This is a genomic window from Priestia flexa NBRC 15715, assembly GCF_001591565.1.
In the GTDB taxonomy this organism is placed as follows: domain Bacteria; phylum Bacillota; class Bacilli; order Bacillales; family Bacillaceae_H; genus Priestia; species Priestia flexa.
This window is the reverse complement of record NZ_BCVD01000025.1, coordinates 1-15,663: the sequence shown is the minus strand read 5'-3', so window position 1 is coordinate 15,663 and position 15,663 is coordinate 1. Positions and strand designations below refer to the sequence as shown.

General features: G+C 39.8%; 13 protein-coding genes, 1 pseudogene and 1 other annotated feature. Of the genes and pseudogenes, 2 read left to right on the top strand and 12 right to left on the bottom strand.

Translation table 11 applies throughout. The features are described 5' to 3' along the window. Positions 1-33 precede the first annotated feature (33 nt). The 8 genes and pseudogenes from BFL01S_RS06400 to BFL01S_RS06365 form a co-directional block, all read right to left on the bottom strand. Positions 34-1,032 (bottom strand): SPOR domain-containing protein, encoded by a 999-nt coding sequence (locus BFL01S_RS06400; protein WP_061785217.1) that lies wholly within the window; start codon positions 1,030-1,032, stop codon positions 34-36. 104 nt (positions 1,033-1,136) lie between these two features. Beyond that, positions 1,137-1,607, bottom strand: coding sequence for a type II secretion system protein (locus BFL01S_RS06395; RefSeq protein ID WP_061785216.1), 471 nt, complete (start codon positions 1,605-1,607; stop codon positions 1,137-1,139). After that, a complete protein-coding gene (locus BFL01S_RS06390; protein WP_138116584.1) occupies positions 1,607-2,314 on the bottom strand; it encodes a hypothetical protein in 708 nt (235 codons plus the stop codon). The genes BFL01S_RS06395 and BFL01S_RS06390 overlap by 1 nt, the downstream gene beginning before the upstream one ends. Next, the gene (locus tag BFL01S_RS06385; protein ID WP_138116582.1) at positions 2,311-2,937 is read right to left on the bottom strand and encodes a PilN family protein; all 627 of its coding nucleotides are present in this window, start codon (positions 2,935-2,937) and stop codon (positions 2,311-2,313) included. The genes BFL01S_RS06390 and BFL01S_RS06385 overlap by 4 nt, the downstream gene beginning before the upstream one ends. Continuing rightward, positions 2,934-3,926, bottom strand: coding sequence for a type IV pilus biogenesis protein PilM (gene pilM / locus BFL01S_RS06380; protein WP_061785213.1), 993 nt, complete (start codon positions 3,924-3,926; stop codon positions 2,934-2,936). The genes BFL01S_RS06385 and pilM overlap by 4 nt, the downstream gene beginning before the upstream one ends. A 13-nt stretch (positions 3,927-3,939) precedes the next feature. Further along, the gene (locus tag BFL01S_RS06375) at positions 3,940-4,695 is read right to left on the bottom strand and encodes a prepilin peptidase (protein ID WP_082802707.1); all 756 of its coding nucleotides are present in this window, start codon (positions 4,693-4,695) and stop codon (positions 3,940-3,942) included. 8 nt (positions 4,696-4,703) lie between these two features. Further along, positions 4,704-5,159, bottom strand: a complete 456-nt coding sequence (locus BFL01S_RS06370) for a prepilin-type N-terminal cleavage/methylation domain-containing protein (protein WP_061785212.1) — start codon at positions 5,157-5,159, stop codon at positions 4,704-4,706. A gap of 337 nt (positions 5,160-5,496) precedes the next feature. Continuing rightward, positions 5,497-6,546, bottom strand: a pseudogene (locus BFL01S_RS06365) (type II secretion system F family protein); the annotation flags it as partial. Positions 6,547-6,662: 116 nt separating this feature from the next. Here BFL01S_RS06365 and BFL01S_RS06360 point away from each other — a divergent pair. Continuing rightward, on the top strand, positions 6,663-7,241 hold the full coding sequence (locus BFL01S_RS06360) for a hypothetical protein (RefSeq protein WP_218008533.1): 579 nt from the start codon (positions 6,663-6,665) through the stop codon (positions 7,239-7,241). A gap of 30 nt (positions 7,242-7,271) precedes the next feature. Here the strand turns inward: BFL01S_RS06360 and BFL01S_RS06355 are convergent, their stop codons facing one another. From BFL01S_RS06355 to BFL01S_RS06340, 4 genes are all read right to left on the bottom strand, one after another. Beyond that, the gene (locus tag BFL01S_RS06355; protein ID WP_061785209.1) at positions 7,272-7,829 is read right to left on the bottom strand and encodes a DUF420 domain-containing protein; all 558 of its coding nucleotides are present in this window, start codon (positions 7,827-7,829) and stop codon (positions 7,272-7,274) included. 116 nt (positions 7,830-7,945) lie between these two features. Beyond that, positions 7,946-10,744 carry a VWA domain-containing protein gene (locus BFL01S_RS06350; RefSeq protein WP_061785208.1) on the bottom strand — a complete coding sequence of 933 codons (2,799 nt, stop codon included), beginning with the start codon at positions 10,742-10,744 and terminating at the stop codon, positions 7,946-7,948. 125 nt (positions 10,745-10,869) lie between these two features. After that, positions 10,870-12,171, bottom strand: coding sequence for a bifunctional folylpolyglutamate synthase/dihydrofolate synthase (locus BFL01S_RS06345; RefSeq protein WP_061785207.1), 1,302 nt, complete (start codon positions 12,169-12,171; stop codon positions 10,870-10,872). 133 nt (positions 12,172-12,304) lie between these two features. Beyond that, positions 12,305-14,950 carry a valine--tRNA ligase gene (locus BFL01S_RS06340; RefSeq protein WP_061785233.1) on the bottom strand — a complete coding sequence of 882 codons (2,646 nt, stop codon included), beginning with the start codon at positions 14,948-14,950 and terminating at the stop codon, positions 12,305-12,307. An 82-nt stretch (positions 14,951-15,032) separates the two neighbouring features. Next, positions 15,033-15,276 (bottom strand) — a binding site (T-box leader). A 181-nt stretch (positions 15,277-15,457) separates the two neighbouring features. On the opposite strand from BFL01S_RS06340, the gene BFL01S_RS06335 reads away from it, so the two are divergent. Next, entirely contained in the window at positions 15,458-15,661 is a 204-nt protein-coding gene (locus tag BFL01S_RS06335) for a YszA family small membrane protein (RefSeq protein ID WP_025908549.1), read from the top strand. Positions 15,662-15,663: the final 2 nt, after the last annotated feature.

Below are 15,663 nucleotides of genomic sequence, written 5' to 3'. Positions count from 1 at the left end.
AATAAACAAATCAGGTAGCAAGCGCCACCTGATTTACTTTTTAATAATTTGCTGATACTGAACAAGGGACGTTAGCATATACTTTGTCGCTTGATCACCATCGCTTTTTTTACTAGACTGATTAAATGACTCAAGAGAGGAAACCGATTGTTCTAGCGTTTTAATTAGCTTTCCTATCTCTTTATTATCCGTTTGCTCTTGGATTTTATCCAGTTCTTTCTTAACTTCACTCACGCTTGACGCTTTGTTTCCTTCCACTACTTTTCCCACTTGATCCATCACATTGGCCATAAATGGTTGAAGCGTGGACATCACTTTTTCGTCACTTTCTGCCAGCTGAGCAGCACCTTTCATCTCATATGATTTTACATAGGCGTCTTCACCACTTTTTTTATAGGCATCGCTCAGTTCTTTAGCCTTTGCTTCACTCGTACTAGCACCTACGACAATGGTATAGGCATTGCTTTGACCAAACACAACGCTTTCTCCGCTTAGACTTTCTTTTGCTTTTGCTGCCGCTTCTTTTGAAGAGAAAACACCTGCTTGTACAATATAGATTGAGAAAGCATCAACCGTGGCCGTTGCCCCAGGCTTTGCGTCTTCTTTCAGTTCTTTTTCAGTCGCTTTTGTTTGCTCCGAATGATCGGTCACTGCGGAGTTAACCGCAACTGCGGATGGGCTCTGACTGACTGGAGACGGCTGCTTATCATTTGTAATCGTATTTAAACCAAACATTCCAAACCCGACGCCAACGGTAACCGCTAATCCTACAATCACAATAAATTTCCTCGCTGCTGAAAACGATGATTTCTTGATGGATATTTTCCCCACTTGCTCTTTCAGTTTTTTCGGCTGTTTTTTCTTTTCGTTGCGCACTTCTTCAATTGAAACGACTTTGCGCTCAGACACCTCGACTTTTTCCGGAAGAACCCACACTACCTCTTCTTCCTTTTCCTTAGGCGTATCCGTATCTTTTATGTTCTTTTCCCTACCATTAATTTTGACCGTAACTTTTGGATTTTGCTTGTCCACCTTTTCACCACCTTTTGCTACCTAACACATACACTTTTTACCATGCTATCATAGACGACAAAAAAAATAACAAGACATTTGTCGTCTTGTTATAAAAGGTTTCGCTATTTTATTACACGATTTTTAATTTTGTCGACCGCAAGCTCCGATGACAAAATCCCTACTCCGTCCTCTTGGCAAAGTACTTTTGTATCACTCTTTAGGCAAACATAGTAATTTAAGCGATTATCTTCAAAGCGAATCTCTACAAATGAACCGTCAGCATCTTCTGTTGTCGTCCATTCTTTATTCGTATAAGGGTCCATGAGCGGCTCAAGATAACCTTCTTCAATCAATTCTTGATACGTCAGCTTCCCTTCCACTTTTCCATCTAAGATCACTTCGTTTGAACGCTTATGTAAAGTGGCTGACTCCTTCATAGCAATAGCGTTAGCTACGAACGCTTGACCTTTTGATTGTTGAATGACTTTACTTGTAAAGAGAAATGCCACCGCTGCTACAATTCCTAAAATTACAAGAACCGCTAGAACTTCAATCAGCGTCAGTCCTCGTTCATCTTTATGTATCAACTTCATTAATGATTACCTAACGTTTGAAATGGATCAGCTTTGTTTCCCGCTTCTGGTATGTCGATTGCTGGGATTTTATCACGTAAATTCTCTAACGAAGGGTAATAAAATGTTGATAGCATTAGCTCATATCGCAGCACGGGGTCTTCTACATCAGAAATGGTCTTTGCATCCTGTGGTCCATCAAATGTAATCGCTTCGACTTGAGTGATGCGCTTTGAAGACTCCATCGTCTGTAAAAATGTCAAAAGGTCATCATATCGCTTCGATTCTACCGTGACGGTGACTTTGGTCTGCTGTAAGCCTGCCGGAGTGACAGCCCCTTCAGCAGGCTGCGCTTCATCCTCAGCGCTTTGTTCGCCTGCAGGTGAAGAAATCCCTTCTCCATCAGCAAAATTCATCTCATCAATGACGCTATCGGACACCACTTCAGCTTTTTGCAGTTCGAGCATAAACTGTTCGGTAAACGGCTGTACGGGTACTTGTTTTTGTAGCTCCACGCTGCTTTTTAAAAGGGCTTTCGGCTTATTTGCCCCGCTTTCATTCAACGATTTTAAAATTCTCTGTTCCGCTTCAAGCTCCTCTTCAAGCGTCTGAACATTTGTTTTTAACGGTGATAAAAACTGAAAATATAAAATCACAAGGAGGGATGCCATAACAACAAAAGTTGAGGCACCGATAATCCACTGTTTGTTGGATAGTCCCATCATCATTGGTCCTCCTTTTCTTTTTCTTTCTTAACAAGGTTGCCTACTGCTTTTCGATCAATCTGAACACTATACGTTGCAACATAGCGCGGAATAATACTTTCTTCACTTTGAATCGTTTTATCTTCGTTCTCTTTTTCACTTTTTTCAGCTTCCACCGTTAACACCTGCGCATCTTTTACAATCGATACATCATTTTTTAATCGGCTTAAATAATAGGAGCTCTGGCGCTGTTCGTCGAATTGAATTTGAATTTCTACCGTCTCGTTTTCTGCACTGTACGCAAATCGTTTAAGAAAGCCTCGGTCAGGGAGCGCAGCCGTAAACTCTTTGATAATTGGAACAGTTTTCATCGGGTAGCTCTGCGCCCATTCAATCGCTGAAACAAGCTCTTCAACTTCCTTGCCGTCGTTGCTTTTTTGAAGCTGCGCTTTTTTGACAGCTTGGTCTACCTGTACTTCTTGAATCGCTATCGTTGCTGACTGCTCTTTTTCTACTAAACTAAAATACTCCCAAATGATAAAGCTCCCCACCAACAGCACTAGCGCAGCAATGGTAACTAGCCCCCAAACAAACGGCTTATTTCCACGTTCTTTTTGGGGCAAGAGATTAATTTCAACAAGCATCATCTCACCTCTTTCAGTGCCAAGCCAAGCGGCAAATGAAAGCTGGGCTTCACGTCGTCTATCAACTCTTGACGACTCATTCCATGGTTAATCACTTCAAATGGAATGCTAACAGCTTCTTGCATTTGCTCCATTAACTCATGAATATAGGGATGGTCACCGGTCACAAAAACTTTGGAGATGAGTTGTTCACCTTTATTAATAGAAAATTGATAAAAGCTAACGATTCGCTCTAGCTCTTGAATAGCTTCATAGAATGCTTGTATTTGCTCATGTTTGTCACCATAAAACTGCAGAGAAGTTTTGTCTCCTTCTTGCTCCACCGTCCAGCCGTTACAGTACTCTCCAACTGACATATGGCGCATAAAGACGGGACGATGGTTCGCAAATAAGCTGGCATTCATGCTAAACGAATCCACTTGCAAAACCATATAGTGCGCCTGAGAGCGAACGAGGTCAGCCTGGAAGAAAAGTCGGTATGTACTAAGCGAAGACAAGTCCGCAACAACCGGCTTTAACTTCGCTTTTTTCATCAGTTCCATATAGCTAACAACCGTATCTTCTCGCGCAGCAAAAAGCGTGATTTCCGTTTGCTTTTCTGTTTTTTGATGAATAACGTAGTCAAAAATAGCTTCTTCAAACGGCAAATGAATCGTAGCGCCAAGTTCCATAAACAAATACGTTCGAATCTCCTCTTCCTTCACGTGCTCTGGAAGCTGCTGCTGCCGGATAACCACCTTGTTATCCGGAACAATAAAGCGCACTTTCATCTTTTTAATTTTCCAATCTCTCACGCATTCATCTAAAATAAACAGCAACGACTCTTCATCCACAATTTTCCCCTGCTGAATTAAGCCATGAGGTAAATGACGCTCATGCTGTTTCGAAATAACAACCGGACTTGCTTGTTTCACTTCAATATATCGAATGACATGGTCTTTAATAATCAAATTGCCTATTTTACTTTTCATTGACGGAAGTCGTAAGGCCATGGTTGTTCACCTGCTAAATTAAAAATGTAAAGTACCAGTTTATCAGAAAATCACCATAAAAATATGCAACAAGCGTTCCTCCTGCAATCGATGGGCCAAATGGCATTGGTTTTCCGCGTTGGACTTTCCCTACTATCATACCAAATATTCCAACAATTGCACCGATTACCGCGGCTAAAAAGAAGGACAAGAGCACGAGCTTAAATCCGAGCACAAGCCCAAGCACTCCGTATAGCTTAATATCGCCTCCGCCCATGCCACCTTTGCTAACGAGAGCAATTAAAAGGAGCAGTCCAAAGCCAGCTGCAGCACCTAGAAACATATCCCACCAAGGGTCGAGCGGAACAAACAGTCTAAGAACGACTACAACCGGTAAGAAAAACAGCAGCACTTTATCCGGAATGAGCATATACGCCAAATCGGATACCACCACAATCATCAGGAGCGATACAAGAGTCCACGCAACAAGCGTTTCCCACTGAAAGCCATATAAACGAAATGACAGGACGAATAATATGCCTGTCAAAAGTTCCATCATCGGATATTTAATTGAAATCGACGTCCCGCAGCTGCGGCACTTCCCTTTTTGAACCAAATACGACAGCACCGGCACCAGCTCGCAAGCTGTTAAAACGTGCTGACAGCTCGGGCAGCTAGACCGTGGCCTCACAATTGACTCCCTGGCCGGAATGCGTAAGCCGACTACGTTGTAGAAGGAGCCTAGGATGAGACCTAGGGTTAGAATATAAAGCTCAAATAAAATATACATTATAATAGTTATTGTTTGGAATCCGCAGTTGAATTTGTTCCAGAATCACCTATTACTCTTGTATCTTTCTTATTATCTGCTTTAATTTGTTTTGTAGTTGCATTGGTAAATGTAAGTGTCACACTCCCAGCTTTACCAGTCCCATTAAACTTATAATCAGAACCGTCATAGATAACATTTGTAACGGTAAAATCTTCATTTTCCACATCTAAATAAGGCTCTAATTGTGTACTTGTTATAGTAGTAGTACTTCCCCCAGTAGACGTTGTATTAGAAGACATATATACTTTAGCTGAGTTAATAGCTTGCAATGCATCAGCCTTCACCGCATCCTCACGAGACTTCTGAATAATCCCACCAATACTTGGAATAGCAATCGCTGCGATGATACCCAGGATAACGATTACGGCTAGTAGCTCGATAAGCGTTAATCCTTTTTCATTTTTCAAGAACTTTTTCATCATGTGTTTCTCTCCTTTTCCTTTGTACATTTTGCATAAATCCACCGTTTGACTTGAAAATGGAACCGATGAGCATTAAGCTTTTGTGCTTGTACTACATTCTGTTCTCTATTCTGTTGAATATGTAAAAAATCAGCAGAATCAGGACCATAAACCCTCATACTTTATAACTAGTAAAAAAGTAAAGAAAATACCACGCTGCAAACGTTATGGTAAATGAAGATTTCATTTGTTCCTATCATGCTGATTTCTTATCCCGATTGAAATCACACAATGGATTTATAGGTCATTTTATTCATTTTTTTCATTATACAATAATTTACAAAATATGAAAATAGTTTTAGTACGAATCAACATGATTAAATAAATCAAACATCGGCACCATAATCGCTAGTACAATTGTCCCTACAAGTACAGCTAGTAAGACGATCATTAACGGTTCGATGAGAGACTTTAACCGATCCGTTGTCGTTTCAACTTCCGCTTCGTAGAAATCTGCCACTTTGCTTAACATCGTATCGAGTGCACCCGTTTCTTCACCAACTAAAATCATGCGCGTCACAAGCGGTGGAAATACCCAGTGTTTTTCCATCGGTTCGGTAAGGGAAGCTCCTTTTTCAAGAGATGTTCGCGCTTTTTTTAATACTTGAGATACAACTTCGTTCCCAATAACGCCTTCAACGGTGTGAATGGCTTGTAAAATTGGCACGGAGCTTGAAAACAGCGAGCTTAGCGTTCGCGTAAACCGAGCGATAGCCGCTTTTTGCAGCATTGGTCCAAATACGGGAAGCTTTAACATGGCATAGTCTAAATAATACTTTGTTTGTGGGCGCTTATATAAAAGTGAAAGTCCTACTGCAATGATGCTAGATAAACCAACAATTACCCACCAAAATTTTTGCATAAATTCACTTGAAGCCAATACAAACTTCGTAATGACTGGAAGCTCAGCTCCGAAATCTTTGAACATATCTACAAACATTGGCACAACGGATACAAGCAAGAAAATGACGACGGCAATGGCCACGACGCCCACCGCTGCTGGATAAGCCAGTGCTGAGATAATCTTTTGTCGCGTGCGGTGCTGCTTTTCAAAATAATCGGCTAGGCGTTCAAGCGTTTCATCGAGATTACCGGCTACTTCACCTGCTTTAACCATGTTAATAAACATGCTTGGAAACGCATGAGGAAATTTCGCACAAGCTGAGGATAGCGCATTTCCTTCCCGAATTTCTTCTTCAATTTGTACAAGCGCTCGCTGTAGTAGTTTACTTTCGGTTTGAGCAGATAAGATACGCGTCGACTCTACAACCGTCACTCCCGCCTTTAAAAGCGTTGAAAACTGGCGCAGGTAAATGACAAAATCATAGAGCTTCACCTTATTGCCTAGGTGGAAGCTTACTCATCGATACAAACGATGACATTTCGTTAGATCATCCATTGTTTGTGGGTAACAATTTAACCTTGAAACCTTTAAACAGCACTTTTGAATTAACAAAGAACATTGTGGTAAAAAACAATTTGACGATTACAGGTAATACGGATGTTTCAACCGCCGAAAAGGAAATTGGGATGTTTGATTCCATTGTCTATACAGGTGGAGAGGTTAAAATTACCAATGTTAGTATTGAAGGCTTTAATTATATTAATGAAGGAAAAAAAGGAATGCTGATTTTACTTGCTAAAGGTCCTATTAATTTAAACCGAATTAATGAGTTTACAACGTTTAATGACGAAGAAGAACAAAGAGTCAATTTCAAAAACTTAAAAGATCAACAGCAAGATGTATTCTCGCTGTTACAAGGCTTTTTCTATACGGAATCTTCAGCTGAGCTTTACGGCGTAGGCTCACTGTTTGCCATCGACGGTGGAATTTTCTCTCAGGGACCGCTGACGGTTAATGCTGTGAGAGGTAACGTAGAAACTGAAAAAGACATCGACCGATCTAGTACCTCACAAGTAGGAAAGTATTCTCGCTTTAACGTTCTTTATGACCGCAGCGTCTTATTAACAAAGCTTGAATCTCTACCGCTTGTTGATACGCTTCAAGTAATACCAGAAGCAACCATTCAACCTCGAAATTAAAAAAATCTTCTCCGTCAGGAGAAGATTTTTTTAATAATAAGGTGCCATAAATAGGTATACAAGCACACCTGTAAAGCTTACATATAGCCAAATCGGCATTGTCCAACGAACGATTTTTTTATGCTTAGTTACTTGCATCGTCCAACCCCAAACCGTTGAGAACAGCGCAAGTGGAACAACTACGGCCGCTAAGAAGCTATGAGTAATTAAAATAAAGAAATAGATTGGGCGAATAATTCCTTCTCCACCAAACGTTGCTGTTTCTGTTGACATATAGTGAAACGTCAAATAGAAAACAAGGAACAATAGTGTCGAAGAAAATGCCGCTAAAATAAACCCTTTATGAGCTTTAATGTTTTTCTTTAAAATTGATACTAGTGCCGCTACAAGAAAGATAAAAGTAAAGCTGTTTAATATTGCATTTAATCGCGGAAAGATTGTTAAATCAAAGTGAACCTCTCCTTGATAACCGATTGGTGAAAAGAACAGTGCTAAGATAATTGCGTTTGCAATTAATGAAACCGTTAAGATAATGCCCGTATAGTTTTTATTACTAGTCGGCACTATTTTCTCATTTTCCTTACTCATTTTCACAATCTCCTTACGTTTGGATTCATGTCAATTATATATCAGTTTTCCCATTGATTAAAGTGACAATACTTTGAACAGCAAAAAGCCGCGATGCTTAGCATCACGGCTTTCACTCACCACTTCGCCCCAGATCCATCTGTTCCTTGTCTTTTTTTCACGATAACGATCATACTAGAGCTAGCCCTTGTTCCGTCTTGTTTCACTTTTGCTCCAGTTGCCACCACAGATCCATATCCTACTTTTTTGGCCACAATAAACATGCTGTTATCTTTAGATACAATGCTAAATGACGGGTTATCCTTTGGCTCAGTAACAATACTTTCTATCACCTGACGATTTAGTAGCGTATCTAAAAGCCCACCATTACGATAAACAAGTAAATCTTTTATATTGCGCTCTTCTCCTGGTTCCATCGTAATCGAAGGATATTTAAATTTAAAATCATCAAGCACTTGTACTGGAATTTCCTTTTTCACAGCTCCGTCTACTGATTCTACTACAACAGTCGTATTTCCTGGTGCCACACCAATAATTCCATATTTAGATGAACCCGTTACGAGTATATCTTTTTTAACAATCCCCGTATCAGAAATCATCCATTTAACATCTTTATTCGTGGCATCCGCTGGTGAAACAGATGCATTTAACGTTATTTTTTCACCAACAAACAGCGTCACGCTAGCTGGATCAACATTAATATTGTCAACTAACTTCCGAATAGTTACTGTCTGAGTAACCTCTTGATTAGCTTTTGCAAAACCACCCGTTGCACGAACTTTAATCGTTACTTCTCCTACTTTATCAACGGTAACTTCATCTTTTTGTTGAAAGGTTGTCCAACTACCGTTGTTGACCTTATATTCATACGTTACACCTTCTCCTGGAATTAAATCCACTAACGAGAACTTTACTTTTTCCGATGACACACTACCGTTTTTAATCACTTCGTTTGAATCTTGACCTCTTATTTCAAACGAAGGAACAAGCTTCAGCCGCTTTTTTGTGTCATTGCTATACGTTACGTCAATTGCTGTTTTATCACCTGTAAATACCATTGACTTAATTGGCTGAGCTAACTCTTGTTCTCCATCTTTTAGCTTAATTGTTTGAATAAGCGTATTGGTATTTTTTGTTATCTTTTCAATGTTACCATATGCATCCCCACTATATTTCTCAAGGGTATCTTCTAATACAACCTTCGCGATGATTGGTAATTTTGGAGCTGTTAAAATGACGCTTCTTGCTCCTGCATTACTGTCATTATACGAGACAGTTGGATTCTGGAACGTTTGATTCATTGCCCAATTTGCTTGAAGTTTAATCGTTTGCGTTAGCTTGTTAATGCTAAACGAACCATTGTTATAGGGAATATCCGTAAACGTTACTTCAATGAGATTTCCTTTCACGCTGACGTTTGAAGGCGGATTAACAACCGTTATCCCTTCAGGAAGAATCTGCGTTAGTTTAATAGTTTGCAGCGTGCCTCGATCAGCTTTTTCTAAAGTTGCATCAGGTGTAAGCGTATAGATTAAATCAAATTGGTTAGATTCGCTATTTCGATCTTCTTTTTTAATAAGCCGACCTACTTTGTTTGTATCTAAAAAACCAACCGTTCCTTTAAACGTTGGAGCAATTTTATCCTTGATTTCAACCTTTACTGCATCGTGCTTTTTCAAAATGGAACTACCGCTTAAATTTTTATAGGATAACGAGACGTCTGAAAAATTATACGTTCCTTTGGTATCAAACGTAAGGGGTAGGGAATACGATGTCGCAGAAGGCGTTTGACCTAATACATACGGAACGTCTTTTAAATTAATCACCGCATAGTCACCGTCCATATACGCATTCGCATTATCGGCTAACTTCACTTTTCCAGGAAACGACGTTCCGCTTCCCTGAATTTTCACTTTCACCTGCACGTCTTTCATTGCATATTGCCCAATTTCAGTCGTAATGCTTCGAAATAAATCGCTTAGGTTGCTTGTATCACCTTGATAGGCTTTAGAGCCAGTAGTTTCTGAGAGCTTAGTTAAATAGTTCATGTCTAACTCTTGATTTGTTCCAAAACCTATAGAGTAAAGTTTGACCTTTTGATTGGCTAGACTGAGAGCTTGATTAGTGCTCAAGCTTTTAATAATCGATTGTGGAGTTCCAGATGTATTAACATATATTCTATAGCCATCATCATCTAGTATATACGCATCTTGTGAACCATTGGTATATACATTGTAATATACCGTTTTATGACTATTAACCCTTACATAGTCATACTTACAATATCCCCAAGAGTTACATTTGCGAACGTTACCGGAAAAGTTAAAATACTTTTCTTCCTGAGCTTGGGTAGGAAATCCATCTGTGAGAAAGATAATATATTTATCATTCTTTGAATCTTTTAAGATATCACCTGCTCGTTCAAGTGACTGTGCATAGTTTGTTCCTCCATCAGCCGTCATACTTTGAACCTTTTTATTAATGGCTTGAAGATCGGAGGTTAAAGAAATAACATCCTTTACGTCCGTATCAAAAGTTACCAGTCCAAACCGATCATTCGCTAAACGATTTGCTTGAAAAACTTTAACTGCTTCATTCATCGCTTTCTTAGCATCATCTAACTTATTTCCATATAAAGGACCCATCGATCCGGATTTATCAAGCACAAACACCACGTCTAAAGGCTTTCTAAGCTCATTTGAAATATCATCAAGCTTTCCTTCTGGATTAAGCGTAATATTTAAATCTCCCTGTGCATCAGCACCTAAAGGCTTTAAAAACTCTTCTTTTGACGGGCTTACGTTCACATTTAAAGCAGGAGTACTGCTTGCAGCTTGTCCTTGTAGAGGAACGAACGTACTGAACAACAAGATTGCAATAAAGAATCCTATCCACTCACCTATAACTTTGGTCATAGTATCTTTTATTCCTCTCTTTAGTATGTTTTACCATCATTATAATAAAAATAGTTCTTTATTCACAGTGTCATTCACGAAATATTTTAAATAAAAAAGCAAGCCGTTCGGTGACGACTTGCTTTTTAGGCGCGTAATAAGAATGATCGAACTTCTGAAATAAAGTAAAGTGAACCTGTAATGACGATTAAGTCATTTGGTTTTGCATGGTGTAAAAGAGCTTGTTCAATTGCTTCTTGCCACTGTTCATTCACTTTTTTACTAGGGTGCTTACTGAGTTCATATAGCTCTTGTCCTGTTCTCGCTCTTGGAAAATCAAACGATGTAAAGGTAATACTTTCAGCAATACCTTCTAAACTTTTCACCATTTCTTTACCACTCTTGTCATTTAGGCAGCTAAAAATGATGTGAATCTGCTTGTCTTCATAGTGAAGACGCAGCGTACTTAGTAGGCTTTTTACACCTTCTTGGTTATGGGCACCATCAATGATAACTAGTGGAGAATCACTCACTTTTTCAAAGCGTCCACTCCAGCGTGCTTTTTTTAACCCTTCTGCTAAATCAGCTTGAGAAAGCTGTAGTTCTCCTTTTTGTCCTAACAGCTCTAAAGCTCGAACCGCTAAGGATGCGTTTTTCACTTGATGATAGCCAAACATGCCAAGTTCAAGGTTCTCATAAGTATGGATAGGTGTTTGTAATGTAAAGGCTTCGCCATTTTCTAAAGCACTGTAACTTTCAATTGTAAACTCACTGCCCAAACGATCTAGCGACGCCTCATGGTCACGAGCTATTCCTTCAATTACTTCTATCGCTTCTTTTTGTTCTACACCCGTTACTAAAGGCACGCCTCGCTTAATGATGCCTGCTTTTTCAAACGCAATCTTATCTACCGTATTCCCTAAAATAGCCATGTGATCAAAGCCAATATTCGTAATAATGGTTAACAGTGGTTCAACGACATTTGTTGAATCGTATCGACCACCAAGTCCAGCTTCAACAAGAACATAATCAACGCGGTTATGGTAGCCAAAATATAAAAAGAACATGAGCGTAATAACTTCAAACTCAGTCGCAGCGCCAAATTCTGTCTCTTCTACTCTTTCTACAACTGCTTTAACTTCTTGTACAAGGCGAAGCATTTCCTCATCTGAAATTGGCGTTCCGTTTATGCTAATTCGCTCATTAAATGTTTCAATATAAGGAGAAGTAAATGTGCCTACATCATACCCTGCTTCTTGGAGCATATAGCGCAGATACGTAACGGTTGAGCCTTTTCCGTTTGTGCCCGCAATATGAATAGCTTTTATATTTTGATGGGGATAATCAAGCTGTTCAAGCATCCAGTTCATTCGCTCTAAGCCAGGCTTCATGCCAAAACGTAAGCGATTATGTATCCATTGTAAGGCCTCATCATATGTTTGTATCATCACGGTCACCCTTCTTTTTGTATTATGATTATTATAGCGAATGCAACAGTAAAAATCGAATGAACTTAAAAGTCTGGTTGTGGTTCCGTTATGTATACAAAAAGCGCTGCTTCACAAGCAGCGCTTTTTTCTATTATTCCCCGCGCAATTCGACAATACGCGCTTGAACAGCTTCACGTTTTTCAACATAATCCTGTTCTTTTTGGCGCTCTTCTTCTACTACTTTTGCCGGTGCTTTTGCGATAAAACCTTGATTTCCAAGTTTCTTTTGAACACGCTCCACTTCTTTATTCAGCTTATCGTATTCTTTTTCAAGGCGCGCAATTTCCTCTTCAATGTTAATTAACCCTTCAAGAGGTAGAATTAATTCAGCTCCTGTTACAACAGCTGTCATTGCTTTTTCGTCTAAAGAGATTTCCGTAGAAATTGCAAGCTCACTTGGATTACAGAATTTCTCGATGTATGCACGATTTTTCTCAAGCTGCGCTTGAATCGCTTCATCTTTTGCTTTAATGAACAAGCGTACTTGCTTGCTCATTGGCGTATTTACTTCCGCACGAATATTACGCACTGAACGAATGATGTCTACAAGTAAGCGCATTTCGTTTGCCGCTTCTTTATTTGTTAGCTCTGGGCGTACTTCTGGCCATTTCGCTACCGTAATCGATTCGCCTTCATGCGGCAAGCTTTGCCAAATTTCCTCGGTAATAAACGGCATAAATGGATGTAAAAGTCGCATTGTGTTGTCTAACACATACGCTAAGATTGAACGAGTTGTTTTCTTAGCCGCTTCGTCTTCTCCATATAGAGGTAGCTTTGCCATTTCAATATACCAGTCGCAGAAGTCATCCCAGATAAAGTTATAAAGCACGCGTCCTACTTCGCCGAACTCATACTTATCAGCTAGCTTCGTTACGCTTTCAATTGTTTCATTTAAGCGTGTTAAAATCCACTCATCCGCTACTGATTTCTCACCCGACATATCAAGTTCTTCAAACGTAATGCCATCCATATTCATTAATGCAAAGCGAGATGCATTCCAAATTTTATTAGCAAAGTTCCAAGTTGCTTCAACCTTTTCAAAGCTAAAGCGTAAATCTTGTCCCGGTGAACTTCCCGTTGATAAGAAGTAGCGAAGTGAATCGGCACCGTACTTCTCAATCACTTCCATCGGATCTACACCGTTTCCAAGAGATTTACTCATCTTACGGCCTTGCTCGTCACGTACAAGTCCGTGAATTAATACGTCGTCAAATGGACGCTTGCCTGTAAATTCAAGACCTTGGAAAATCATGCGAGATACCCAGAAGAAGATGATGTCATAGCCCGTTACAAGCGCATTTGTTGGATAGTAGCGCTGGAAGTCAATCGATTCCACGTCCGGCCAACCCATCGTTGAAAATGGCCATAAAGCTGAACTAAACCACGTATCAAGTACGTCTGAATCTTGCTCCCAGTTTTCAATATCTGCTGGAGGCTCATGATCAACGTGCACTTCTCCAGTTTCTTTATGATACCAAGCTGGAATACGGTGTCCCCACCAAAGCTGACGTGAAATACACCAGTCGCGAATATTCTCCATCCAGTGTAGGTACGTTTTTTCAAAGCGATCTGGAACAAACTGAACCTTTTCTTCGCTTTTTTGAAGTTCAACTGCCTGATCAGCCAGCGGCTGCATTTTCACGAACCACTGCGTTGATAAGTAAGGCTCGACCACAGCTCCACTACGTTCACTGTGACCTACAGAGTGCATGTGATCTTCAATTTCAAATAAAATGCCATCTTCTTGTAAATCTTTTACGATTTGTTTACGACATTCAAAGCGATCCATACCTTCATATTTTCCTGCTTTGTCGTTCATTGTACCGTCTTGATTCATCACAAGAATGCGTTCTAAATTGTGGCGGTTCCCAATTTCAAAGTCGTTTGGATCATGAGCAGGTGTAATCTTCACAGCGCCTGAGCCAAACTCCATGTCTACATAATCGTCACCAACGATAGGAATTTCACGACCTACAATCGGAAGCTTAACCGTTTTACCAATTAAATGCTTATAGCGTTCGTCTTCAGGATGAACAGCAACTGCCGTATCACCTAGCATTGTTTCCGGACGTGTTGTTGCAATTTCAATATGCCCAGAACCGTCGGCAAGCGGATAGCGCATATGGTAAAATGCACCTTGCACATCCTTATAGATAACCTCAATATCAGATAGGGCTGTTTTTGTTGCTGGATCCCAGTTGATAATATATTCACCGCGGTAGATTAAGCCTTTTTTATATAGCTTAACAAATACTTCACGAACGGCTTTTGATAAGCCTTCATCTAACGTAAAGCGCTCGCGAGAATAATCTAAGCCAAGGCCTAGCTTGGACCACTGCTGACGAATAAAGCTGGCATATTCTTCTTTCCACTTCCACGTTTCTTCTACAAACTTCTCACGCCCTAAGTCATAACGGCTTTTTCCTTCTTGACGAAGCTTTTCTTCTACTTTTGCTTGCGTAGCGATACCGGCGTGATCCATTCCAGGCAACCATAGAACGTCATAGCCCTGCATGCGCTTCATACGCGTTAAAATGTCTTGTAACGTTGTATCCCAAGCATGCCCTAGATGAAGTTTACCCGTTACGTTTGGCGGTGGGATCACGATTGTGTAGGGCTCTTTCTCAGCATCGTTTGTTGCTTCAAAAAACTTCCCATCCAACCAATATTGATAGCGATTTTCTTCAACAGATTTTGGGTCATACTTCGTTGAAAGCTTTACTTCCTGTTCTGACATACTCTGTACCTCCATGTATAATTTCTTATATAGCTTTCGATATGCGAAAGCTCGAATGAACATAAAAAAACTCCTTCTTCCATAAAAGGACGAAAGGAGTTGATTTCGCGGTACCACCTTTTTTTATAGACTTCTCCCGTAAAGACGTCTATACACTTCATTTCATAACGGTTCATTAACCGGTTTCTTCTACTTAGACCAAAGTCTGTTCAAAAAAACTACTCATAGGCGACCTTCCAAATAAGCTTTCCTAAGAAATCTTTCAGCTGCTGATTTCTCTCTCTAAAGGTGCTTTATTTTGTACTCTTCCTACTCACTGTATGTTCATATGATTTTCTCTTAATTATACTATATGAAAAAATATGAATTCGTCAATAATCTTCTCCATTTTTTTCTCATTCTATTCACAAACACGCCAGATCTTACGAAAAAAAACTGAACACCTAGCGCCCATGATTCATACATTATTATGTAACGGCCTGCAAGCAGGAAAGGAGCATATGAAGTATGAAAAAACGAATTAACTTACAGTTTAACTCTTATCAAGTACAGCGCTGGTTTAAAACGATTGGCGCAGCGTGTGCCCAATTCATCATTCCCCTGACGATTATTCAAGGAATTCGAACGCTTTTTTTCCCCACCACGTTCGATGTTTTCCTTCTTGCTATTTTTTCACTCATCACCATTGTTCTCTATCTAGAATGGATGTAAAA